Origin of the sequence: Streptomyces chiangmaiensis (genome assembly GCF_036281785.1) — a bacterium.
GTDB lineage: Bacteria > Actinomycetota > Actinomycetes > Streptomycetales > Streptomycetaceae > Streptomyces > Streptomyces chiangmaiensis.
Window position 1 is genome coordinate 1 of sequence record NZ_JAYWVC010000012.1, and the last position, 23,992, is coordinate 23,992.

Annotated in this window: 20 protein-coding genes; 8 read left to right on the forward strand and 12 right to left on the reverse strand. The window is 70.1% G+C overall.

Annotation, left to right across the window (positions count from 1 at the left end; genetic code table 11):
* On the forward strand, nt 1-418 hold a 418-nt coding region (locus tag VXC91_RS06100; RefSeq protein ID WP_329505668.1), incomplete at its 5' end, for a GDSL-type esterase/lipase family protein.
* Between the two features lie 249 nt (nt 419-667).
* Here VXC91_RS06100 and VXC91_RS06105 read toward each other — a convergent pair.
* Nucleotides 668-2,254: an acyl-CoA mutase large subunit family protein gene (locus VXC91_RS06105; RefSeq protein ID WP_329505669.1), complete on the reverse strand. Its 1,587-nt coding sequence runs from the start codon at nt 2,252-2,254 to the stop codon at nt 668-670.
* 101 nt (nt 2,255-2,355) lie between these two features.
* Here VXC91_RS06105 and VXC91_RS06110 point away from each other — a divergent pair, with 101 nt between their 5' ends.
* Nucleotides 2,356-3,039, forward strand: coding sequence for a TetR/AcrR family transcriptional regulator (locus VXC91_RS06110; RefSeq protein WP_329505670.1), 684 nt, complete (start codon nt 2,356-2,358; stop codon nt 3,037-3,039).
* A 154-nt stretch (nt 3,040-3,193) separates the two neighbouring features.
* On the opposite strand, the gene murQ is transcribed toward VXC91_RS06110, so the two are convergent.
* Both murQ and VXC91_RS06120 read right to left on the reverse strand, forming a co-directional pair.
* Nucleotides 3,194-4,090, reverse strand: coding sequence for an N-acetylmuramic acid 6-phosphate etherase (gene murQ, locus VXC91_RS06115; RefSeq protein ID WP_329505671.1), 897 nt, complete (start codon nt 4,088-4,090; stop codon nt 3,194-3,196).
* Between the two features lie 46 nt (nt 4,091-4,136).
* On the reverse strand, nt 4,137-5,084 hold the full coding sequence (locus VXC91_RS06120; RefSeq protein ID WP_329505672.1) for a MurR/RpiR family transcriptional regulator: 948 nt from the start codon (nt 5,082-5,084) through the stop codon (nt 4,137-4,139).
* 215 nt (nt 5,085-5,299) lie between these two features.
* Between VXC91_RS06120 and VXC91_RS06125 the strand changes: the two genes are divergently transcribed.
* From VXC91_RS06125 to VXC91_RS06140, 4 genes are all read left to right on the forward strand, one after another.
* A complete protein-coding gene (locus tag VXC91_RS06125) occupies nt 5,300-6,304 on the forward strand; it encodes an N-acetylglucosamine kinase (RefSeq protein WP_329505673.1) in 1,005 nt (334 codons plus the stop codon).
* Nucleotides 6,305-6,312: 8 nt separating this feature from the next.
* The gene (locus VXC91_RS06130) at nt 6,313-7,881 is read left to right on the forward strand and encodes a sodium:solute symporter (protein ID WP_329505674.1); all 1,569 of its coding nucleotides are present in this window, start codon (nt 6,313-6,315) and stop codon (nt 7,879-7,881) included.
* A gap of 140 nt (nt 7,882-8,021) precedes the next feature.
* A complete protein-coding gene (locus VXC91_RS06135) occupies nt 8,022-9,209 on the forward strand; it encodes an anhydro-N-acetylmuramic acid kinase (RefSeq protein WP_329505675.1) in 1,188 nt (395 codons plus the stop codon).
* A 20-nt stretch (nt 9,210-9,229) separates the two neighbouring features.
* Nucleotides 9,230-12,088, forward strand: coding sequence for an FAD-binding and (Fe-S)-binding domain-containing protein (locus tag VXC91_RS06140; protein WP_329505677.1), 2,859 nt, complete (start codon nt 9,230-9,232; stop codon nt 12,086-12,088).
* A 233-nt stretch (nt 12,089-12,321) separates the two neighbouring features.
* On the opposite strand, the gene VXC91_RS06145 is transcribed toward VXC91_RS06140, so the two are convergent.
* From VXC91_RS06145 to VXC91_RS06170, 6 genes are all read right to left on the reverse strand, one after another.
* Nucleotides 12,322-13,545 carry a MalY/PatB family protein gene (locus VXC91_RS06145; protein ID WP_329505678.1) on the reverse strand — a complete coding sequence of 408 codons (1,224 nt, stop codon included), beginning with the start codon at nt 13,543-13,545 and terminating at the stop codon, nt 12,322-12,324.
* Between the two features lie 125 nt (nt 13,546-13,670).
* Nucleotides 13,671-14,501: an ABC transporter ATP-binding protein gene (locus VXC91_RS06150; RefSeq protein ID WP_329505679.1), complete on the reverse strand. Its 831-nt coding sequence runs from the start codon at nt 14,499-14,501 to the stop codon at nt 13,671-13,673.
* The gene (locus VXC91_RS06155; protein WP_329505680.1) at nt 14,498-15,580 is read right to left on the reverse strand and encodes a FecCD family ABC transporter permease; all 1,083 of its coding nucleotides are present in this window, start codon (nt 15,578-15,580) and stop codon (nt 14,498-14,500) included. The genes VXC91_RS06150 and VXC91_RS06155 overlap by 4 nt, the downstream gene beginning before the upstream one ends.
* On the reverse strand, nt 15,577-16,581 hold the full coding sequence (locus tag VXC91_RS06160) for a FecCD family ABC transporter permease (protein WP_329505682.1): 1,005 nt from the start codon (nt 16,579-16,581) through the stop codon (nt 15,577-15,579). Before VXC91_RS06160 ends, VXC91_RS06155 begins: the two co-directional genes overlap by 4 nt.
* Before the next feature lie 23 nt (nt 16,582-16,604).
* The gene (locus tag VXC91_RS06165) at nt 16,605-17,669 is read right to left on the reverse strand and encodes an ABC transporter substrate-binding protein (protein WP_329505684.1); all 1,065 of its coding nucleotides are present in this window, start codon (nt 17,667-17,669) and stop codon (nt 16,605-16,607) included.
* Nucleotides 17,670-18,372: 703 nt separating this feature from the next.
* Nucleotides 18,373-18,828 (reverse strand): peptidoglycan-binding domain-containing protein, encoded by a 456-nt coding sequence (locus VXC91_RS06170; protein WP_329505686.1) that lies wholly within the window; start codon nt 18,826-18,828, stop codon nt 18,373-18,375.
* A gap of 546 nt (nt 18,829-19,374) precedes the next feature.
* Here VXC91_RS06170 and VXC91_RS06175 point away from each other — a divergent pair.
* Both VXC91_RS06175 and VXC91_RS06180 read left to right on the forward strand, forming a co-directional pair.
* Complete coding sequence (locus VXC91_RS06175; protein WP_329505782.1) at nt 19,375-19,788, forward strand: CoA-binding protein; 414 nt, start codon at nt 19,375-19,377, stop codon at nt 19,786-19,788.
* Nucleotides 19,789-20,164: 376 nt separating this feature from the next.
* A complete protein-coding gene (locus tag VXC91_RS06180) occupies nt 20,165-20,422 on the forward strand; it encodes a hypothetical protein (protein ID WP_329505689.1) in 258 nt (85 codons plus the stop codon).
* Nucleotides 20,423-21,006: 584 nt separating this feature from the next.
* On the opposite strand, the gene gap is transcribed toward VXC91_RS06180, so the two are convergent.
* The 3 genes from gap to VXC91_RS06195 all read right to left on the reverse strand — a co-directional run bounded on the left by gap (nt 21,007) and on the right by VXC91_RS06195 (nt 23,918).
* Complete coding sequence (gene gap / locus VXC91_RS06185) at nt 21,007-22,014, reverse strand: type I glyceraldehyde-3-phosphate dehydrogenase (RefSeq protein ID WP_329505691.1); 1,008 nt, start codon at nt 22,012-22,014, stop codon at nt 21,007-21,009.
* A gap of 104 nt (nt 22,015-22,118) precedes the next feature.
* Nucleotides 22,119-23,075 carry a GlxA family transcriptional regulator gene (locus VXC91_RS06190; RefSeq protein WP_329505693.1) on the reverse strand — a complete coding sequence of 319 codons (957 nt, stop codon included), beginning with the start codon at nt 23,073-23,075 and terminating at the stop codon, nt 22,119-22,121.
* 75 nt (nt 23,076-23,150) lie between these two features.
* Nucleotides 23,151-23,918 carry a GNAT family N-acetyltransferase gene (locus tag VXC91_RS06195; RefSeq protein ID WP_329505695.1) on the reverse strand — a complete coding sequence of 256 codons (768 nt, stop codon included), beginning with the start codon at nt 23,916-23,918 and terminating at the stop codon, nt 23,151-23,153.
* Nucleotides 23,919-23,992: the final 74 nt, after the last annotated feature.

The window sequence follows — 23,992 nt, forward strand, 5'->3', positions numbered from 1 at the left end:
TTCGGACACCACCTGTGTCAACCGGGTCAACCAGGCCGAGAGCTACATTCAGAACACGCTCCCCGCCCGCCTGGACGCCACCTACAACGCGATCCGCGCCAAGGCACCCAACGCCAAAGTGGTCGTCCTCGGCTACCCGCGCATGTACACCCTGAATGTCTTCTGTGTCGGCCTCAGCGACACCAAGCACCGCAAGATCGACGAGGCCGCGGACGTTCTGGACAACGTCATCGCAGGCAGGGCGGCCGCCCACGGTTTCGTCTTCGGCGACGTCCGCGGCACATTCAGCGGTCACGAGCTCTGCTCCGGCGACGGCTGGCTGCACGCCCTCGTTGTGTCGCCGAGCTGGGAGTCGTACCATCCCACCGCCACCGGTCACTCCAGCGGCTACTACCCCGTCTTCAACGCCAAGAGCTGATCCGTCTCACAGGACGGTGCCTCTGTCCGCCGAAGGTGGCGGACAGAGGCGGTACCGCAGATCCGCGAGACAGCGAGCCTTCGCTCTTGGCGCGGCGCCACTTCGACACTCAGCTTGACTCTTGACCTCTGCATTGCCGCGTGCCCACCCGGCGGCCTGAACCGTTCCCTCCTGGATCCTGAGGGAGAACCGTGGAAGTCCTCTGGTCCGCTGGATACCGCCTTTTGACCGGGAAGCCGTCGTCGCAGGTCAGAATGTGTCGACGGGGACGTACACACCCCAGACGTCGCGCAGGGCGTGGGAGACCTCGCCGACCGTGGCACGAAGGCGCAGGGCCTCGCGCATCGGGTCCAGGACGTTGTCGGTGCCCTGGGCCGCCGCGCGCAAGGCGTCGAGAGATCGTGCGACGGCGTCGTTGTCGCGTTCCTGGCGCAGGGCCACGAGGCGTTCACACTGGTCGATCTCGATCTGCGGGTCGACCCGCAGCGGCGCGTAGGGTTCCTCCTCGTCGAGGACGAACGTGTTGACGCCCACCACGGTGCGCTCCTGCTTGTCGATCTCCAGCGCGATCCGGTACGCGGACTTCTCGATCTCCGACTTCTGAAAGCCCTGCTCGATCGCGGCGACGGCGCCGCCCCGGTCCTCGACGGCCTGGATCAGCTCAAGAGCCGCCGCCTCGATGTCGTCGGTCATGGACTCCATCACATAGGACCCGGCGAAGGGGTCTACGGTGCTGGTCACATCGGTCTCGTAGGCGATGACCTGCTGGGTGCGCAGAGCGAGCCGCGCCGCTTTCTGGGTGGGCAGGGCGATGGCCTCGTCATACGAGTTGGTGTGGAGGGACTGCGTCCCGCCGAGAACCGCTCCGAGGCCCTGGAGGGCAACCCGCACGAGGTTGACCTCTGGCTGCTGTGCCGTCAACTGCACGCCGGCGGTCTGGGTGTGGAAGCGCAGCATCTGCGACTTGGGGTTCTTCGCCTTGAACTCGTCGCGCATGATGCGGGCCCAGATCCGGCGGGCGGCGCGGAACTTCGCGATCTCCTCCAGTAGCGTGGTCCGGGCGACGAAGAAGAATGACAGGCGGGGTGCGAAGTCGTCGACGTCCAGGCCCGCGGCGATCGCGGTGCGCACGTATTCCTTGGCGTTGGCGAGGGTGAAGGCGATCTCCTGCACGGGGCTCGCCCCGGCCTCGGCCATGTGGTAGCCGGAGATGGAGATCGTGTTCCAGCGCGGGATCTCCCTGCGGCAGTAGGCGAAGATGTCGCTGATCAGCCGGAGGGACTGCTTCGGCGGATAGATGTAGGTGCCGCGGGCGATGTACTCCTTGAGTACGTCGTTCTGGATCGTGCCGGCCAGTCGGTCTCCGGCGATGCCCTGCTCGGCTGCGACCAGCTGATACAGCAGGAGCAGCGTCGACGCGGGTGCGTTGATCGTCATCGACGTCGACACCTTGTCCATCGGCAGTCCGTGGAACAGGGTGCGCATGTCCTCGATCGAGTCGATCGCCACGCCGACCTTGCCCACCTCGCCCCGGGCGATGGCCTCGTCGGAGTCGTAGCCCATCTGTGTCGGCAGGTCGAAGGCCACGCTCAGGCCGCCGGTGCCTGCGTTGACCAGTTCGTGGTACCGCTCGTTGGACTCCTTCGCCGTGCCGAACCCGGCGTACTGCCGCATCGTCCACGGCCGGCCGGTGTACATCGACGGGTAGACACCGCGGGTGAAGGGGTATCGCCCCGGGGTCCCCAGCTTGGCCTCGGCGTCGAAACCCTCCAGTGCGGAGCCGTCGTAGAGCGGCTTGATCGGCAGCCCGGACTCGCCATGTGTCACCGAACCCACGCCGGACCTCCCTCGGTACTCAATCTCGAATCGACGGTACTCAGTACCATCTTCCCAGGCAAGTGGTCTCCGTGGACCGAGACGGGGAAGGATGATCACTCATGAGCAAGTCAGCCGCGCGGACCCGACTCGCAGACGCCGCCTTCGCGCTCTTCGACGAGCGCGGATACGAGCAGACCACGGTCGAGGACATCGCGGAGCGGGCCGGTGTGGGACGCACGACGTTCTTCCGGCACTACCGATCGAAGGAAGACGTCATCTTCCCGGACCACGACCGGCTGCTCGTGCTGATCAGTGACCGGCTGGCGACCTCGAGTCACAGCACCGCCCTGGTCGCGGTGTCCGACGCGGTTCGGCTGGTACTGCTGCACTACGTGGATGAAGGAGATCTGGCTCGACGGCGGTATGCGCTCACCAGCAAGGTGGCGGCGCTGCGCGACCGCGAGATCGCCGGCGTGGCCCGCTATCAGCGGCTGTTCCGTGAGTTCATCTCGGAATGGATGGGGGACCCGACGGAGTCGGCGTCGCTCAGGGCCGAACTGATGGCAGCGGCCGTGGTCGCCGCCCACAACCACGTGCTGCGCCGCTGGCTCAGGGGCGAGGCATCCGACCCGCTCGCGGAGGTCGACGAGGCGATGCGCGAGGTGCTCGCCCTCTTTCCGGCCTCTCTGTCCCCCCGGGAAACCGGCGCAGGGACCACCGTCGTGGCCTTCCGCACCGAACAAGACCTCGATGCGCTGCTTCCTTCGCTACGGCGCCTCATCGAGGGCGGACCCGAGCGGTGAAACCCGGTCGGCAGGTCAGGGTGTGCCGTACTGGGGACCTTTTCCGGGGGTGGTGCACAGGCTCAGGATCACGGCCTCGAGGGAAAACCCCGCAATGACGGGGCCTTGTCGCCACGTTCCGTTCCCTGACGACGCGCCCCCGCGGGGCGCCGCGTCAGGAGTGGCCTATGGCCGTCCGCGTGTCGCCGTGGGCCTCCTCGAGGCGCCGGGTGGCCTCCTCGGCCGTGCAGTGGGCGAGGAGCATGACGATGGCGGTCTTGGCGTGGCCGCCGGCCGCCCGCAGGGCCTCGGCGGCGGTGTCGGGGTCGGCGCCGGTGGCCTGCACGACCATGCGGCGGGCGCGGTCGACGAGCTTGTCGTTGCTGGCCTTCACGTCGACCATGAGGTTCCCGTAGACCTTGCCCAGGCGCACCATCGAGGCGGTCGAGAGCATGTTGCAGACCATCTTCTCGGCGGTGCCGGCCTTGAGGCGGGTCGACCCCGTGAGAATCTCGGGCCCCGTGGGCACCTCGATCGGCATATCGGCGTAGCGGCTGATCACCGCGTCGCGGTTGCAGGCGATCGACACCGTCATGGCGCCCTTGGCGGCGGCGTGCTTCAGGCCGCCGACGACGTAAGGCGTACGGCCGCTGGCGGCAAGCCCGACGACCGTGTCCCGTTCGTTCACGCTGATCTCGTCGAGGTCGACGACGGCCCTCGCGGGTTCGTCCTCGGCCCCCTCGACCGCCACGACGAAGGCGCCCGGGCCGCCGGAGAGCAGGCCCACGACCTGCTCGGGGGAGGTGCCGAAGGTGGGCGGGCACTCCACGGCGTCGAGCAGGCCGATTCGGCCGCTGGTACCGGCGCCGATGTAGATCAGCCGTCCGCCCCGCCGCAGTGACTCGGTGATCGCCTCGACGGCGGCCCCGATCTGCGGGAGTGCCTCACGTACCGCGAGGGCGACGGTCTGGTCCTCGGCGTTCATGACTGAGAGCAGTTCGGTGACCGGCATGCGGTCCAGATCGTCGGTCCGCTCGTTGCGGGTCTCGGTGCCGAGTGTGCTGAGGTCCACGGCGCGGTCGTCCTTTCAGGGGTGGTGGGGGGAAGGGGGCCGACGGTCAGTCGCCGGCCTGTGCGTGGCGCTGCGGCTGCCGGCGCTTGCGGCGCTGGACGGCCCCATAGGTCTTTTCGAGCGCCACGGTGGTGGCGTCGTAGGAGCGCTGGGCGACGCCGACGAACAAACAGTCGATGACAGCGAGTTGCGCGATGCGGCTGACGGTCGCGCCGGAGCGGAAGGGGGTCTCCCTGGCGCAGGTGGTCAGCACGAGGTCCGCGCTCGCCGCGAGGGTGGAGCGCGGGACGTTGGTGAGGGCGATGGTGGTGGCGCCGCGTTCGGCGGCGGCCTGGAGGGGCTCGACGGTGTCTTCGGTCTCACCTGAGTGGGAGATGGCCAGGGCGACGTCGCCGGGCCCGAGGAGCGCGGCCGCGGTGAGGGCCGCGTGCCGGTCGGTCCAGATGAACGCGAAGTGGCCGATGCGGTGGAGCTTCTGGTGGAGGTCCTGGCCGACGAATGCGCTGGCGCCCACGCCGAATATGTCGATCCGCCGGGCCCCGGCCATGGCGTCCACCGCGCGGCCCAGCACCTCGATGTCCAGTTCGGCCCCGGAGTCCTCCAGGGCGCGCACCTCGTTGTAGACGATCTTGCTGACGATGTCGCCGAGGGTGTCGGTGGCGCTGATGTCGGTGCTGGGCGCCGGGCGCTCGCCGCCGAGAGCGTGCTCGTGGGCGGCTGCCGCGGCCAGGGCCAGGCGCAACTGTGGGTAGTTGGTGAGCCCTATGGCCCGGCAGAAGCGCATCACCGTAGCCACCGAGGTGTGAGCCTGCTTGCCGAGGGCGCTGATGGACAGCTCCGCCGCCTGCGCCGGGTCGGCCAGGACGGCTTCCGCCACTCGCCGCTCCGACGGGGCCAGGGACGGCAGGGCCGCGCGGATCCGGGCCAGCGTCGCGGCGGGGGAGGTGTCCTCCGCGTGCTGAGTCGGTGTCCTTGGTGGTTCCTGGCGGGCCATGGGCCGTTCCCTCCTGAGTGGGTGCCGACACATTAACCAGGGCGTCGGTGGTGCGTCAAAAATTTACGTACTCAATTGCGTGAGGTTACTTATTGACATACGGACGTCGACCTTCCGATACTCGCTGGACCGCGATCCGCGCCGGTCATCGGCTCTACGGCCGTCCCATGACCGTTCGATGCGACGGATCCGTGAAGACACGAAGGCGTGCCGTTATGACAGCAGCAGTGGCGGTGGACCTGGGCAAGACCGGCTGCCGTGCCGTGCTGTGGGAAGGCGGCGCCGCTCCCGCCCACGACGTCCACGAGGTGCCCGGTGCTCCCGGGCTCGCCGCCGGCAACGGAGTGGCCCTGGCCCGTGCGGCCGTGCGGGCCGCCGTCCTTCCGCTCCTGGAACGGCGGCCGTCGCTCCGGCTCGCGGCGGTCTGCGTGGGCGCCGCCGGAGCGGCCGCCGCACCGGAGGCGGCCCGCGAACTGGCCGGCCTGCTTCTCGAGGACCTGCCCGCGGACGAAGTGGCCGTCACCAGTGACGCCGTCACCGCGCACGCCGGTGCCCTCGGCGGCCGTACCGGTGTGGTGCTCGCGATCGGTACCGGCTCCGTCGCCATCGGCATCGGTGACGACGGCTCGTACGTCCGCGTGGACGGCTGGGGTCCCTGGCTCGGTGACGAGGGCAGCGGCGCGTGGATCGGCGCCGCCGGACTGCGAGCCGCACTGCGCGCCCACGACGGACGCGGGCCGGACACCGCTCTGCTGTCCGCTGCCGCGGCACGCTTCGGCGACCCCGACCGGCTGCCCTCGGCCGTCGGCGGGGACGGGAACCCCGCGCGTACCGCTGCTTCCTTCGCCCCGGACGTGGCCCGTGCCGCTGCCGAGGGTGACGCCGCGGCCTCGGCGATCGTCCGGGACGCGGCCACCGCACTCGGCGAGACCGTGCTCGCCGCCGCCCGCCGCGTCGGCGGCGAGGACACCCTCCCTGTCACGATCACCGGCGGGCTCACCGGCCTCGGCGAGCCGCTCCTCGGTCCGCTCCGGTCGGCGCTCGCCGACTCCTCGCGCCCCCTGCACCTGCAGCCCCCGCTCGGGGAACCGCTGGACGGCGCGCGCCTGCTGGCGCTGGACGCGTCGGCACCGCACGAACCCCACGTCGCCCGCGTACGGCGGTCGACTTCCTTCCCCACTGTCCCCACCCCGCCGGTGACCCCGCCGGCCGTTGCTTAGGAGTGAGCGTGCGCCAACTCGACCTTGTGGTGGTCGTCGTCTATTTGGTGGCGATCGCCGTGATCGGACTGCGCCTGGCCGGACGGCAGAAGACCGCGAAGGACTACTTCGTCGGCGAAGGTCACATGCCGTGGTGGACCGTCTCGTTCTCCGTGGTGGCCACCGAGACCAGCGTGCTCACCGTCATCAGCGTGCCCGGCGGTGCCTACAGCGGGCAGGGCTTCGGCAACGTAGAACTCGCCCTCGGCTACGTGATCGGCCGCGTCATCGTGGCCACCGTGCTGATCCCCCTCTACAAGCGGGGCGGCTTCGTCAGCGCCTACCAATACCTGGGCAGCAGATTCGGGCTCAAACTCCAGGGCCTCGCCTCGGTGACGTTCGTCTTCACCCGGCTCCTCGCCGAGGGCGTCCGGCTGTTCGCCTCCGCGATCCCGATCAAGCTGCTGCTCGACGAGTTCGGCGTGCATGCCAGCTACCAGGTCATCATCATCGTGCTCACGGTGATCACCGTCGTCTACACCTACCTCGGCGGCATCAAGGCGGTCATCTGGACCGACGCCATCCAGATGGGTCTGTACCTGGGCGGTGCGATCCTCGCCATCGCCGTGCTCTCCGGTCACGTCGGCGGTGACGGCTTCTCCAGCGCCCTGCACACGGGCCACTTCAAGCTCTTCGACACCAACTTCGACCTGGCGCACATCCTCACCAGCCCGTTCGCCCTGCCGACCGCGATCATCGGCGGCGCCATCTTCGCGATGGCCAGCCACGGCTCCGACCAGCTGATCGTCCAGCGCGTCCTGGCCACCCGCTCGCTGCGGGACGGCCAGAAGGCCATGATCGCCTCCGGTGTCTTCGTCACCCTCCAGTTCGCCGCCTTCTCCCTCGTCGGCGCCCTGCTGTGGTCGTACAACAAGGGCAAGGACTTCAAGGAGATGGGCCTGTCCAGCTCGGACAACCTCTACCCGAACTTCATCCTGCACGGCCTGCCCGTGGTGATCTCCGGCCTGCTCGTGGCCGGCATCCTGGGTGCCGCGATGGGTTCGCTGTCCTCGGCGCTCAACTCCATGTCGAACTCGACGGTCTCCGACATCATCCACAGCTTCTTCCGCAGCACGCCGTCCGAGGCGGCGCTGCTGAAGCTCGCCCGGGTGATGACGCTGGTGTGGGCGGTGCTGATGGCCGTCTTCGCCTGCGCCTTCAGCACCAGCACGGGCAACGTCTACCTCACCGGTCTGACCATCGCGGGCTACACGTACGGCGCGCTGCTCGGCGCGTTCCTGCTCGGCCGGCTCGTCCGGCGCGCCAACGAGGTCGACTCCATCGTCGCCTTCCTGGTGACGGTCGGCGTCATGACGTACATCGTGCGCGAAGTGAAGATCGACGTGACGGTGGCCGGGGCCACCGTGCCGACGGCGATCGCCGCCCAGTGGCTCGTGCCGATCGGCGTGGTGATCACGTTGGTCGTCGGCGGCCTGATGAGCCTGTTCCACCGCGCCCCCGAGGTCGCTCCGCTCCCCGTGGGCGACGGGGAGCCCGGCCCCGGCTCCGACCGCGTCGCGGCCGTCGCCGGTCAGTAGTCACGGCTCGTCCACCCCACCCGGTGCGGGGCCGCCACGGCGGCCCCGCACCCGCCCCGTCCCCGACATTCCCAGGGAGAAGTCATGCCGCAGTCGCAGCCGACCCCGCCCGCACGGCGGAACGTGTGCCGGGAGGCGCTGTGCGCGTGATCGGCCTGATGTCGGGCACCTCGTACGATGCCATCGAGGCCGCAGCCGCGGACCTGACGCTCGACGGCGACACCCTGCTCCTGCGGCCCCTCGGACACCTCTCCGTCCCCTACCCGGACGAGCTGCGGGGCCTGATCGCCGCCACCTTGCCACCGGCCGCGACGACCATAGAGGCGGTCTGCGCCCTGGACACCGGCGTCGGCCAGGCCTTCGCCGCCGCCGCCGACCGTGCCCTGCGCGAGTTGTGCGACGGCACCGCCGACCTCGTCGTCTCGCACGGCCAGACCATGTACCACTGGGTCGAGGACGGCACCGTCCGCGGCACGCTCCAGCTGGGCCAGCCCGCCTGGATCGCCGAGGCCACCGGCCTTCCGGTCGTCTCCGACCTGCGCAGCAGGGATGTCGCCGCGGGCGGGCAGGGAGCCCCGCTGGTCGGTATGACCGACACGCTGCTGCTGCGCGGTCTGCCGGGCACGCCCGCCGCGCTGAACCTGGGCGGCATCGCCAACGTCACCGTCGTCGCGCCCGGGGCCGATCCGCTGGCCTTCGACACCGGCCCCGCCAACGCCCTGCTGGACGCGGCCGTACGGCACTTCACCGACGGCGCGGCCAGCTACGACGAGGACGGCCGCAGGGCCGCCGCCGGCCGGGCCAACCCCGAGCTGCTCCGGGTCCTCCTGGACGATCCCTACTACCGCAGGCCCGCACCGAAGAGCACCGGCAAGGAGCACTTCCACCTGCCCTACCTGCAGCGGGCGCTGGAAGCGGTGCCCACGCCCGATCCCGATGACGTCCTGGCCACCCTGACCCGGCTCACCGCCGTCACCGTGGCCGACGCCTGCCGCGCACACGGGGTCACCGAGCTCGTCGTCTCCGGCGGCGGCGCCCGCAACCCGGTGCTGATGCGCATGATTGCCGAGGAACTTCCCGGTGTGGCACTGCGCCCCAGCGACGGACTGGGCCTGCCCTCCGACGCCAAGGAGGCGCTGGCCTTCGCGGTGCTGGGCTTCCTCACGGTGCACGGCCTGCCCGGCACCCTGCCCTCGGGCACCGGCGCGCGCCGGGCCACGCTGCTCGGCAGTATCACCCCGGGCCTGGCACCGTTGCGTCTGCCGGAGCCCGCGGCGCCGCCGCCGCTGCTGATGCGGATCACCGGACCCGCCCCCTCCGCCCACTGACACCGCAGTAGCGAGGACCCATGAGCCCCACCGCCACACCTTCCGCCGCGGACCGGTCCGCCGGACTGGCCGAGCTGCTGGCCGCGTGCGTCAGTGACCCGGCCCGCGTGACCACCGATGTGCCGCGCCTGGTCGCCGCCGCCCATGACGCATCGCCGTACCTGTTCACCCCGCAGGCCGTCGTGCGCGCCGCGTCCGCCGCCGAGGTCGGCGCGCTGATGGCCGGGGCCCGCACGGCAGGGCTGCCGCTGACGCTGCGCTCGGGCGGCACCAGCCTGGCGGGGCAGGCGGGCGGCGACGGCATCCTCGTGGACGTCCGCAGCCACTGGCGCACCGCCGAGGTCCTCGACGACGGCCTGCGTATCCGGCTGCAACCGGGACTGACGGTGCGTCAGGCCAACGCGCGGCTGGCCCGGTACGGCCGACGGCTCGGCCCCGACCCGGCGAGCGAGTCGGCCTGCACCATCGGGGGCCTGGTCGCCAACAACTCCAGCGGCATGAACTGCGGCACCCAGGACAACGCCTACCGCACCATGGAGTCCCTGCAGTTCGTGCTTCCTTCCGGCACCGTCGTCGACACCGCGGCCCCCGACGCGGACGAGGCGTTGCGCGCCCGTGAGCCCGAACTGCACGCGGGACTGCTGCGGCTGCGCGAGCGCGTCCGCGCGTCGGCCGCCTCACGGGCCACCATCGAGCGGCTGTTCTCGATGAAGAACACCATGGGCTACGGCCTCAACTCGTTCCTGGACCACGGCGATCCGGCCGACATCCTCGCGCATCTCATGATCGGCAGCGAGGGCACCCTCGGCTTCGTCGGCGAGGCCGTCTTCCGCACTGTCCCGCTCCTGCCGCACACCGCCACCGGGCTGCTGGTGCTGCCCGGTCTCGCCGAGGCCACCGACGCGCTGCCCGCGCTGCTCGCCGCGGGTGCCCGGACCGCCGAACTCCTCGATGCCGCCTCGTTGCGTGTGGCGCAGCAGTCCCCGGACCCGGTGGACGAGGTGCGTGGGCTGCGCGTGGAGCGGCATGCCGCCCTCCTGGTCGAGTTCGCCGAGGACACCGCCGAGACGCTGGAGGCGAGGGTGGCTGCCGCGCAGCCGGTCCTGGACCGCCTGCCCGCGGTGAGCGGGACCTCGCTCGTACGCGACCCGCGCGTCAGGGCCCGGCTCTGGCACCTGCGCAAGGGGCTGTACACGGCCGTCGCGGGGGCACGCCGTCCGGGCACCACCGCGCTGCTGGAGGACATCGCGGTGCCGATGGAACGGCTCACCCGCACCTGCGAGGGGCTGATCGGCCTCTTCGACCGGCACGGCTACCAGGACGCGGTGATCTTCGGCCATGCCCGCGACGGCAACCTGCACTTCATGCTCACCCAGGACTTCGACTCCGCCCCGGAGATCGAGCGCTACGCCCGGTTCACCGATGCCATGGTGGATCTCGTCCTGGACGCCGGCGGCACGCTGAAGGCCGAGCACGGCACCGGCCGGGCCATGGCCCCCTTCGTCCGCCGCCAGTACGGCGATGAACTGTACGACGTGATGCGCGAGCTGAAGCGGCTCTGCGACCCGCACGGTGTGCTCAACCCGGGCGTGCTTCTGGAGGACGACCCGGCCGCGCACCTGCGCAGCCTCAAGAGCGTCCCGGAAGTCGACCCCGCTGTCGATGCGTGCGTCGAGTGCGGCTACTGCGAGCCCGTCTGCCCCACCGCGGACGTCACCACGACGCCCCGTCAGCGCATCGCCCTCCAGCGCGAGATCGCACTCGCCACCGCCGCGGGCGACGACGAACGGCGTCGCACCCTGGAGACCGACTACACCTACGCCGCCGTCGACAGCTGCGCGGCCGACAGCCTCTGTGTCACCGCCTGTCCGGTCACCATCGACACCGGCGCCGTCATGAAGCGTCTGCGGGCCGAACGGCACAGCGCCACAGCCCAGCGCGCCGGAAACGCGACGGCCCGACACTGGGGGACCGCGGTCAAGGGCGTGCGCATCGCACTCAACACCGCTCATGCCCTGCCCGCCCCGGCCCTGCGCGCCACCACGGGTGCGGTCCGCCGGCTCGGAGCGGGGGAGCTGGTGCCCGCCTGGGCCGACGACATCCCGCGCGGCGGTCCGTCGCGTCCTGCGCCCCGGCGCCCCGCCGAGCCGCAGGCGGTGTTCTTCGCCGCCTGCATCGGCAGTGTCTTCGCCCCCGAGGGGGCCGCGGACGGCGCCGGGGGCTCCGCGGCGGCCTTCCTGCGGCTGTGCGAACGGGCGGGCGTCCTGGTGACCGTGCCCGGCGAGCTGGCCGGCCTGTGCTGCGGCACGCCCTGGCAATCCAAGGGCTACACCGCAGGGCACCGCACCATGGCCGCCCGGACGCTGGAGGCGCTGTGGGAGGCCAGCGACCACGGGCGGCTGCCCGTGGTCTGCGACGCGTCCTCCTGCACCCACGGCCTGGAGCAACTGCCGGACGTCCTGCCGGAGTCCGACCGAGCCCGGTTCGCCGCCCTGCGCTTCGTGGACAGCGTCGTGTTCACCGCCGAGCACCTGCTCCCCGCCCTGCCCGAGCCCCGCCGGCTGGGCAGCCTCGCCCTGCACCCCACCTGCTCCACCGTGCACCTGGGCATCGACGGCGCCCTGCGCACCGTCGCCGCGGCCGTCGGCGGCGAGGTCACCGTGCCCGACAACTGGGGCTGTTGCGCCTTCGCCGGCGACCGCGGCCTGCTTCACCCGGAGGTCACCGCGAGCGCCACCGCCGCGCAGGCCGCCGAGATCGCCGCGGGCACCTTCGACGCGTACGCCTCCTGCAATCGCACCTGCGAGATGGGCATGACCCGCGCGACCGGCCGTCCCTACCGGCACGTGCTGGAATTGCTGGACGAGGCCACCGCCTGAGGAGGCCTCGTCAAGGACCGCAGCGGCCGGTGGCTGCGCTCAGCATGCTGTCGTCAGTGACGCGACCACGGCCGTGAGCGTTCCCGGCCCGGGCTGACGTCGGCACGACCGGGGCAAGCGGGTGGAGATTCCGTCTCGGGGTGCGCGGCGGCTTTGCGAAAGGGCCGCGCGCGAGCGGGGGTGTGGCACCGTAGGGCCGGGCCCGTCACCTTCCCCGTGGTGACGGGCCCGGCTCACAGGTCTTGAACGGCGCGTCCCATTCTGGACAGCGCTTCGCGCAGGATGTCCGGTGATGTCGCGAAGTTGAGCCGCACGCACCCCGCGCCGCCCGAGCCGAAGACATGCCCGGAGCTGAGCGCGACTCTTGCTTCGTCGAGGAACATCTTCGCCGGTCCGGCCATGTCGCTCACCACGCCGGGACTTCCGGTCTCCTGGTCGCCGTGCAGCCCCAGCCAGGTGCAGTCGAGCCATGCGAGATAGGTGCTTTGCGGCGGGCGGTAGCGCACTCGGGGGAGGTGTTCGTGGACGAGTCGCCCCAGCAGACGCCGGTTGGCGTCGAGTCCGAGCAGCAGCTGGTCGAGCCAGCCTCCGCCCTCGAGAAAGGCCGCGGTGTGGGCGATGACGCCCAGATGACTGGGTCCGTGACTGACCTCTTCGGGCATGCGCCGCAGGTCCTCGGCGGCTTCGGTGCCGGCCAGGGCAAGAGCGGCCTTGAGGCCGGCGAGGTTCCACGCCTTGGACGCGGAGGTCAGTGCGAAGGCGTTCTCCGAGCCCGGGACGCTGAGGAACGGTGTGAAGGTGGCCCCGGGCAATACCAGCGGGGCGTGGATCTCGTCGGACACCACCCTCACGCCGTGCCTTCGGGCGAGCTCCGCGATCGTCTCCAACTCCTCGAGGGTATGGGCGACACCGGTCGGATTGTGCGGGTTGCTCATGAGGAACGCGGCTCGGCGGCCGTGGCTTCGCGCCCGGACGAATGCCTCTTCCAGAGCACCGAGGTCGACCCGCAGGTCAGGACCGAGCGGAGCCTCGATGATGTCCCTGGCGGCGTGGGTGACGAATGCGGAGAAGGGCGGGTACACCGGTGAGCACACGACGACGGCGTCACCGGGGTCGGTGATCAGCCGCAGCACTTCGACGATGCCCATCATGACGTCGGCAACGATCGCCGTCTGCTCGATGCGCAGGCCGTCCCATCGCCATCGCTCGAAGGCGAATCCCGCGAAGGCCTCGGCGTAGGCGCTTCCGTACGGGTATCCGGTGTCGCCGAGGTCGATCGACGTGTACAGCGCCTCCACGATCGCAGGAGCCAAGGGCACGTCCATCTCCGCCACCCACAGCGGGAGCACGTCCTCGGGGAACGCGCGCCACTTCATGCTCGTGCGCTCCCGTAGCTGCTCGAGGGACAGTTGCACGAACGGATCCGTTCTCTTGACCGTCTCGTCTTCCTGCGCCATGGGGCGCAGGTTACGGGCACGGAGCCGCGACGAACAGGGAACGCCGCTGCCTGCGGCGGCTCAACGGAACGAAGGTTCCCGCGCGGCGCTGTCCATAGTCCGGCAAGCGGTCGGCGCCGGGGCGATCAGCGTCTCCGGCTCTCCCGCAGGGGCGCGGGGTGCCATGTACGGGCGGGGACGACGAGGGGGCCGCCGGTGACGGGGTCGGGCACGACCACGGAGGACAGACCGAAGACGTCCTCGACCAGCTCTGCGGTGACGACCTCGTCCGGCGGGCCCTGGGCGACGATGCGGCCTGCTTTCATGGCGACGAGGTGGTCGGCATACCGGGCGGCCTGGTTGAGGTCGTGGAGCACGGCCACGATGGTGCGGCCGCGTTCGTGGTTGAGTCGGCGGACCAGGTCCAGGACCTCCACCTGATGCGCGATGTCCAGGTACGTCGTGGGTTCGTCCAGCAGCAGCAGATCCGTGTCCTGGGCCAGCGCCATGGCGATCCAGACCCGCTGGCGCTGGCCGCCGGAGAGCTCGTCGACCGGGCGGTCGGCGAGGTCGGCGGTGTCGGTGCGGTCCAGTGCCTCGGCGACGGCCCGTTCGTCGGCCTCCGACCACTGCTGCCACCACTTCTGGTGCGGCTGGCGGCCGCGGGCGACGAGGTCGGCGACGGTGATGCCGTCCGGCGGGGTGGGGGACTGCGGCAGAACGCCGATGGTCCGTGCGATCTGCTTGCCGGGTACGCGTGCGAGTTCCGCGCCGTCCAGCAGCACAGCACCTCGGCGCGGCTTGAGGAGGCGGCCCAGCGCCCGCAGGAGCGTGGACTTGCCGCAGGCGTTGGGGCCGACGACGACCGTGACCCTGCCGTCGGGGATCTCCAGGTCCAGGCCCTCGACGACGATGCGGTCCTCGTACGCCAGGGTCAGGTCCTGCGCCGAGAGGCGGCTGGTGGTCGGACGGCTCATGAGGTGGTGCCTCCGGAACGGCTGCGGGTGCGGACGATGAGCCACATCAGGTACGGCGCGCCCACTATGGCGGTGAGGACGCCGACCGGCAGCTCGATCGGGGAGAACAGACGGCGGGCCAGCAGGTCCGCGACCACCACGACCAGCGCGCCGGTCAACGCCGAGGACAGCAGCGGGATCTGGGCGGTGCGGGTGAGCCGGCGCGCGATCTGCGGGGCGAGCAGCGCCACGAAGTCGACCGGGCCGGAGGCGCCCGTCGCCACCGACGCCAGCACGACGCCGAGCACGGTCAGACCGAGCCGGACCCGGTCGAGGCGCACGCCGAGGGCGGTCGCGGTGTCGTCGTCGAAGTGCACGCCGCGCTGCGCCCACGCCGCCCACAGGGCCGCCGGGACGCCGAGCAGCAGGACGATCACGAGGGGCCGCGCCTCTTCGTAGCCGCGGCCGTTGAGGGAACCGGTCAGCCAGACCTTGGCCTGCTGGGCCACCAAGTAGTCGCCCTTGGTCAGGAACAGTTGCGTCAGCGAGCCGAGCGCGACCGACACGCCGATGCCGACCAGCACGAAACGCGAGGAGTGCAGCCCCCGCCGCCACGCGAAGACGTACACCAGCAGGGCGGCCGTGAGGCCGCCTGCGACGGACACGTACGGCAGCGCGTCGTAGCCGACGGCGTTGAAGCTGATCGCCGCGACCGTGGCCGCGCCCGCGCCATGCGTGACGCCGATGACGTCGGGGCTGGCCAGCGGATTGCGCGCGACGGTCTGCACCAGCGCGCCCGCCACGCCGAGCGCGGCCCCCGCGAGGAGTCCGACGACCAGCCGGGGCAACCGCAGTGTGCCCACGACCAGTTCGTCGGGGCTCGGCCGCCCGAGGAGTACCCGGACGACCTCCACCGGCGAGACGAAGGACTCACCGACGCACAGGTACGCCACCACCGCGCACGCAAGCAGTACCGCCAGCGCCGCCGCGACGACGACCGCCCGCCGGTGGAAGAGGAAACTGGCGCGTCCCCTGCGCAGGACGGCGTGCCCGGCCGGGCGGACGGCAGGCAGCGCGGCTGTGGCCGTTGCGCGGTTCATGCGGCGACCACCGCCCGCCGCCGGACGAGAGCGATCAGGAACGGCACGCCGATCAGGGCGGTCATGACGGCCACCGGCACCTCCGAGGGCGGGAAGACGATGCGGCCGATCACATCGGAGCCGAGGATCATCACGGGGCCGAGCAGCGCGGCCAGCGGCAGCACCCAGCGGTGCGCGGTGCCCACCAGGGCGCGGGCGATGTGCGGCACGGCGAGGCCGGTGAACGCGATCGGGCCGACCGCGGCCACGGCCGCGCCCGTGAGCACGGTCGCGCCCAGCGCGCCGAGCAGCCGCACCAGGCCGACGTTGTGCCCGAGGCCCTTGGCGGCGTCGTCGCCGAGCGCGAGCGCGTCCAGGCCCCTGGCCATCGCGGCGACCAGCACCAGCCCGGCCAGCAGGAAGGGCCAGATCTGACCGATGATCTCGGTGCCGCGCCCGCTGATCGAGCCGACCTGCCAGAAGCGGAACTCGTCCAGGGCGCGGGCGTTGGTGGTGGCGATCCCGGAGACGAGTGAGGCGAGGAAGGCGTTCATCGCGGCGCCCGCGAGGGCCAGCTTGACGGGGGAGGCCCCGCCGCGCCCGCGGCTGGCGACGGCGTATACGCCCACCGCCGCCAGCGCCGCGCCCATGAACGCGAACCACACGTAGCCGTTCAGCGTGTGCACCCCGAAGAACGCGATCGCACACACCACGCCCACCGAAGCGCCCTGGCTGACGCCCAGGATGCCGGGCTCGGCGATGGGGTTGCGGGTGATGCCCTGCATCACCGTCCCGGCGAGCGCGAGCGCGGCGCCCGCCAGCACGCCGATGACGGTGCGGGGCACCCGCAACGACCGCACCACCTGGGCGTCGTCACCGGTGCCGCCGTGCACCAGTGCCTGGATCACCTCACTCGGCGCGATCTGGCGGCTGCCCACGGCGAGGCTCAGCAGGACGGCGATCAGCAGCATCGCCATTGCGGCCAGCAGCCAGCCGGCCCGGCGACGGGTGGGTGGCGACATACGCCGCGCTCACTCTCCTCTTGTCAGGCGGTCAGGTACTTCTCGAGGTCGTCGAGCACCGAGTTGGCGGCGGTGACGCCGAGCCCCAGGTACCAGGTCTCGTCCGGCACGTCGTAGGCGTGTCCGTCCTTGACCGCCTTGAGGTTCTTCCACAGCGGGTTGCCCTGGGCCTTGCTCTTGTCCGTGGCCTTCGGGTCGCCGTAGACGCCGGTGAAGATCCAGTCGGCGTCGGCCTTGTCGATGTTCTCGGCGCTGATCTCGGTGGCCAGGTCCTCGATGTCCTGGTTCTTCGGGCGCGGGATGCCGATGTCCTTGAGGATCGTGCCGATGAACGAGTCGTTGGCATAGAGGCGGATGACGCCGTCGGGCATGTAACGGACCATCGACACGGTCGGCTTGTGGGCACCGAGCTTGTCGCCCAGTGCCTTGGCCCGCTTCTTGTACGCGGCTAGGTTGGCCTTGGCCTGTGCGGTCTTGTCCAGCGCGGCCGCGTTGAGGAGGTAGTTCTCCTTCCACGTGAAGCCGGGGCGGATCGAGAAGACGGTCGGCGCGATCTTCGACAGCTCGTCGTACGAGGCGGCGGCGCGCAGCTGGCTGCCCAGGATCAGATCCGGCTTGAGGGCTGCGATGGCCTCCAGGTTGAGGCTGTTGATGGTGCCGATGTTCTTCGGCGTGCCCGCGTCCTTCTTCAGGTACGACGGCAGCGCCGGCGAGCCCTCGGTCGGGGCCATACCGACCGGCTTCACACCCAAAGAAACCACGTTGTCGAGCTCGCCCACGTCCAGGACGACCACGCGCTTGGGCTGCGACTTGATCTCGGTGCTGCCCATAGCGTGCTTGATCGTGCGCGGCCACTGGCCCGGCTTGGCGTCCGTGCCGAGCGCGGCGGTCTTCTCGGCGGCGTCCGCGAAGTCCTTGCCGCCCTGCGCAACCGACTTCGAGTCCTTCGCGCCCGAACCGGCTTTGGCGGAGGCGCTGGTGCTGCTTCCCTGCTCGTCACCGGAGGACCCGCTGCCGCACGCCGCGAGTGACAGTGCGGCGGCGACTGCGAGCGCGACTGCGGCCGTGCCGCGGCGCCGAAGAGACATGTGACAGCTCCTAGCTGTGGTTCACCCTTGAAGATTTAGGCGAGCCTAACCTTATGCGGAACCCGTATACGGGATGCAAGTGGGGGTCCCGACGGCTGGAACGGTTGTCGGAGAAGCGGTGGCACCGAGATGAGGTGCGAAAGTGGCGGGTGGATGCGTGGATCCCCCCTCACAGCCATCTGACCTGCGACGGAGCGTGTCGGAGGTGTGTCGGGAGACGCGACCGGACAGGGCGTCCGCGGTGAGGGAGTCGTGTGCTTATGTCACTGTTTCAGCCGATTGTGGGTCGATGGCCCGGAGCAGCTGCCGGTTTCTCTGCGCTCACCGGTGGCAATCATGTCCGGGGACGCGACTGGTGCGATGGGGCGAGTCCAACAGGGGGCCGCCGGGCAGAAGATCGGCCCAGCCGCGAGGTGGTCGCCCAACCGTCCTCGGCGGATCCCACCTCGCCGGTCTCGCCCTTGTCTTCAGCCTCACAATCGCCGTCCGGCGCTGCATCGCACCCACCCGCGCCTGACACGCAAGAACAACAACGAGGGGTGTCGCAGCTGTTGGAGCCGGCTGCGACACCCCTCATCGGGTGTATTGCGTGGACTGTCTGGACTTGTCGTGCAGGGCTCAGATGCGGCTTCTTAGGACAGCGCCTGGTTCCCCGGCATGGTCCACGCTGGTGCAGATCGCTGTCGTACGCCGCGCCGGGTCGTCAGCACCAGCCTCCGCCGAGGTGGGAGAACGCCTTCCACGCCTCCCTGGTCTTGGTTCCGGCGACGCCGTCGACGCCGCCGGTGTCGTAGCCGACGTAGATGAGGAAGCGCTGCAGGGCGCGGATGGTGTTGGGGCCGACGACGCCGTCGACGGTTCCGGCGTTGTATCCGAGGGCGTTCAGGAAACGCTGCCAGGCTTTCCAGCTGTTGGTGCCGAGCTGGCCGTCGATCGTGCCGGGGCTGAATCCGGCGTCGCGGACGTAGCACTGCACGCTCTTGGCTTCACTGGTGGTGAGGCCGAGGTTGTTGAAGGCGGCCTGGAGGGCGACGGTCCGGGTGGGGGCCTGCTGGGCGGGTGCGGCGGTGGCTGCGGTTGCGCCCGCGAGCGTGCCGATGCTGAGGGCGGCAGCTGTGACGGTTCCTAACAGCGCTTTCGTGAGCCTGCTCGATATCATGCGAGTTTTCCCCCTATGTGGTGGTGACTCGGTCGGGGGCAACGCTACCGGCGGCCGATTGTGAACCAGTGGTGCCGGTTGCGAAAGTTTGATGACTCCTGGTCAACATTTCGGACCTGCTGAGCGTGACTGGCCGTCAGCTCGATCTTTGAACGGGTGTGTTGCGCACGGGAGGCCGCAACTGTTTCAACGTGCCAGCCGAGCTGCGAACACATGGAAGACCAGGCGGCCGCCCGGAGTCGTGGTGTCCAGCGCTTGGTGGAACGACCGGAAGGTTCAGCTCCGGTCTCCGACAAAGGGCCGGTTGCTGAATGTTGCGTGGAGCGCGGCGTGGAGAAGCGGATCAGACTGCTCCGCATGTGGTCGAAGCCCGACTTCGGGGTTCCTGCCGAAACGGCGGTGGGCGCTATTGCATACAGTATCCAAAATGGGCTAACGTCTGCTCATGCGCCTGACGAAGTCCACAGACCTGGCACTCCCCGTGATCATGCGGTTGGCGGTAACCGGTGCGGAACTCATCACCGCACGGCGGTGCCGGGCATGATGATTTATGGCGATGACGCGACAATAGGGCAGATTCTCACCGCTGCCGGAGACACCTGGGCTGTGGTGGGTCTGTCCGACAACCCCGAACGGGCCGCTTACCGCGTGGCCGAGAAGCTGCAGCGCATCGGCAAGCGGGTGGTGCCCGTGCACCCAAAGGCCGAGACGGTGCACGGTGAGCAGGGCTATGCTTCCCTTGCGGAGATCCCTTTCCCGGTGGATGTGGTGGACGTGTTCGTCAACTCCGCCCTCGCCGGAGGCATCGCAGACCAGGCTGTGGCGATCGGAGCCAAGGCGGTCTGGTTCCAACTGGGCGTCATAGACGAGGCCGCCTACGACAGGACTCGCGAGGCCGGCCTGCTGATGGTGATGGACCGCTCCCCGGGGCGGGAGATCCCCCGGCTTGGGCTGGGCTGACGCTCCCAGGCCGGTGCGCGACCAAGGTGACGAGCCCACCTCTGTCTGCTCGGCACCGGGCGGGTGTTCGGTGACGTCGTCTGCGGGCGGCCGACACCCGGCGTCTCGAACTGCCCTGGTCCGGCCACTGCCCAGTCTGGAGCGGCCTGCCGCGGTCGCGGACCTCTTGATCGGCTTTCTGCACGATCCCACCGTGGGGGAGAGCGAGATCATGTGATTATTTGTGGCGAATGAGAGATTGATGAGCATTCAGTTATGAAGGGCGTCTTTTCCGTTTTAGGTGTGCCGGAGGTGCAGGATCAGATTCGACCCCGGTCGCACCGGCCGGTTGATCTGACGGAGCTTCACGCTCCCTCGCACGGAAAGGACACGTGAGATGACTGACAGGTTCAAACGGGCCGCGGCCCTGAGCGCGGCCACGGTCGCGGTGACCGCAGGAGCGCTGTTCGGAACGGTCGGCAGCGCCTCCGCCGCCCCGAGCCACCACGCCACCGCGGATCACGGCCGGCACTGCTCGATTTCCCGCGGCCACTGGACCCGGGTGTGGATCCCTGGCCACTGGCAACACCGTCACTGGAAGCCTGGTCACACCCAGCGCATCTGGCACCCGGGCCACAGGGACTGCCGCCGCTAGCCGTGCAGTTCGTTCTGGCTCCGCCTGTCGGCAGGGGAGGGTGCACGTGGGGCAGGCGCCGGTCAGGCACCTCTACCAGGTCCTGGAGGACGTCCAGGACCTGGTAGAGGAACAGGCCGGAGGCTTGGCTCTTGGGCCGAGCCGTGAGCCGCGGAGTCATTCGCGATGACGCAGCTTGCTTGAAACGTCCCGATCGGAACGTCGAGGTCCGGTGCGGCAGCACGGGGCGCCTGGGGAGCCGACGGGGGGAAGAATGCGCCGAGTTCGCGGCCCAGCCTCCGCTCGGTGGCCGCAGCCGGCCGGAGGGGCGAAACGGGCCGGCGGGATCGCGGCAAGTCCCGGAGCTGCCGCTGTGCGTCCGGGTGCTGATGTACCGGTCGGCATCGGCCACGCGGCCCCGCCCTGTTGCGTCTGCTGCGGAGGACCGGTCCGGCCGAGGCGTCGACGCGACACGGCCGGGAAGGCCGTGGAGTCTTCCGCGGCAACGCGAAAAGCTTTGGCTGGCCTGCACCGAGCGGGGCTGATCAGCGAGATGGGTGCGTCTCGATACGCGGTCGTCTTTCGGCGGATGGCGCAATGAGCCTTCAGCCGACGGCCGGGGTGGCGAGGAGTTCGAGCGTGTCGATCACGCGGTTCGAGAAGCCCCACTCGTTGTCGTACCAGGCGACCACCTTGACGTGGCGGCCGTCCACGCGGGTGAGGGCCGAGTCGAAGATCGACGAGGCCGGATTACCTGTGATGTCCGAGGACACGAGCGGGTCCTCCGAGTACTCGAGGATGCCGGCGAGCGACCCCTGCGCCGCTGCGCGGTATGCCGCAAGGACGTCGTCGCGCGTCACGTCGCGGGCGACGGTCGTGTTGAGTTCGACGATCGAGCCCACCGGAACCGGCACGCGGATCGAGTCGCCGGACAGCTTGCCGTCGAGGTTGGGCAGCACGAGGCCGATCGCCTTGGCGGCGCCCGTCGTGGTCGGGACGATGTTGACAGCGGCGGCACGGGCGCGGCGTGCGTCGCGGTGCGGACCGTCCTGCAGGTTCTGCTCCTGCGTGTAGGCATGCACTGTCGTCATGAAGCCGTGCTCTATACCGGCGAGTTCGTCGAGCACCGCGGCCAGCGGCGCGAGCGCGTTGGTCGTGCAGGAGGCGTTTGAGACGATCGTGTGGAGAGCCGGGTCGTACGCGGCGGTGTTGACACCGAACGCGAGCGTGACGTCGGCGCCGTCCGCCGGCGCACTGACGAGCACCTTCTTCGCGCCTGCGTCGAGGTGGGCGCGGGCGGCCTCGGCCGAAGTGAAACGGCCGGTGGCCTCGAGCACGATGTCGACACCGAGTTCGGCCCACGGCAGCTGCGCCGGTTCGCGCTCGGCGAGCACCGTGATGCGCCGGCCGTCGACGACGAGAGCGTTCCCGTCGACGGTCACCGGGCGACCGAGCCGGCCGGCGGTGGTGTCGTAGGCGAGCAGCCGCGCGAGGGTGGCGGGCTCGGTCAGGTCGTTGACGGCGACGACCTCGAGGTCGCTGTGGCGTTCGAGCAATGCGCGCAGCACATTGCGTCCGATGCGGCCGAATCCGTTGATGGCGATGCGCGTCATGAATGGTATCCCTTCGGTTCCGACACCAGGTTCACGGGCGGCATCCGGCCGTGGCAGCGGCGTGAGCGCCAGGGTTCGCAAGGATCGCGCCAGATGGCGGCGGGCTACTCGCCCTGGGTGAAGGTGCGCCGGTACTCGCTCGGCGTGGTGCCGAGAATGCGCTGGAAGTGCAGCCGCATGTTCGCGCCGGTGCCGAGACCGACGTCGGTGGCGATCTGCTCGACGCTGCGCTGCGAGCGCTCGAGCAGCTCACGGGCCACGTCGATACGGGCGCGCATGACCCACTGCATCGGCGTGTACCCGGTGTCCTCGTGGAAGCGGCGCGAGAATGTGCGCGGCGACACCGCCGCATGCCGGGCGAGCACTTCCAGGCTCAGTGGCTGGGCGAGCCGCTGCAGCGCCCACTCGCGGGTTGAGGCGAACCGCTCGCCGAGCGGCTCGGGCACGCTGCGCGGCACGTACTGAGCCTGACCGCCACTGCGGTAGGGGGCCGCGACCAGGCGCCGGGCCGCGTGGTTCGACGCCGCCACCCCGAGGTCGCGGCGCAGAATGTGCAGGCACAGATCGAGGCCCGAGGCGGCGCCGGCCGACGTCAGCACATCGCCCGCGTCGACGAACAGGACGTTCTCGTCGACTTTGACGCGCGGATGCTTGGCCGCAAGCGCTCGTGTGTAATGCCAGTGCGTCGTGGCGCGCTTGTCATCGAGCAGGCCCGTCGCTGCCAGCGCGAATGCACCCGTCGAAATGGCCGCGAGCCGCGCACCCCGATCGTGGGCGGCGTTCAGCGCGTCGACGGCGGCCTGAGGAGGGTCGTCGCGGTCCGGGAACCGATAGCCGGGAATGAAGACGGTGTCGGCCCACTCGAGCGCCTCCAGACCGTCGTCGACGTGGTACGACAGGCCGTCGCCGCCGGTCACCAGTCCGGGAGCCGCGCCGCACACCCGAACTTCGTACGGCATGCTGGCACGGGTCGTGAACACCTGTGCAGGAATACCGACATCGAGCGGCTTCGCACCCTCGAGCACAAGGACGGCGACACGATGCAGGTGACGGGCTGACACGGCGAACAGGGTACGCGGTGGGTATGGACACGGCCCGTTCATCCTTACCGGCAGCGCCGGCGCCCGATGCCGCTGTCACGGAGCCGTGATCACGGTCATGTATTCCTCGGTACGGAACCCCACCGATTCATACACGGGCTCACCCATCTTGCTGGCGTAGAGGTAGGAAGTGGTGGCACCGGCGGCATGACCTGCGCGCAGCAGCTCTGTCGTGACGGCTCGTCCATAGCCGCGCCGCCGGTGGTGCGGCAGCGTGCTGATGTTGAAGAGACCCAGCAAATCCTCGGAGACGGCCGTCATCCCCGTCCCCACCGGTACACCGTCCACTTCCGCCAGGTAGAACGTCACCCCGTCGACCTTCGCCAAGGACGGGTTGCTGAACACCTGGAACGTCTCGTGGGGTGCCTCGAATCCTTCGGCCACTGTTCTGGCGTAGAGATCGAGTTCATCACTGGATACGGGTCGTACACGCAGAGAACCGACGGCCGACTGCGGCGGCATCCCCTGGTCAGGGCGCCTGATCATGAGCGGCTCCGTGCTGAACCGGGTCAGCCCGTTGCGTGCTGCCACCTCGGTGACGAGCGGCCCCGGTGTCCCGCGCACATGAATGCTCCAGGGGAGCTCCCACGGGGCCTCAGAGGCAGCCAGTGCCGCTATTTCATCGGGATTCGGGTCCGGACTGGGGCTGATGATCGCGTTGAGCGCGGCGACCGGGGCCCCGGAGATCGCGAGCACGGCACCGTGCGGACCTCTTCTGGTGTGGCCGGCAGCCGTCGACAGCCCCTCGAAGGCGGCGACGTACGCATCCGCGACCGGCCTGAGCGGATCGTTCATGTGCGTCATGGAGCAACTGTAGGGGTACCACGTCGGACGCCGTCACCGGCCCATGACTGAGCCCTGTCCGATCTTGCCTGAGG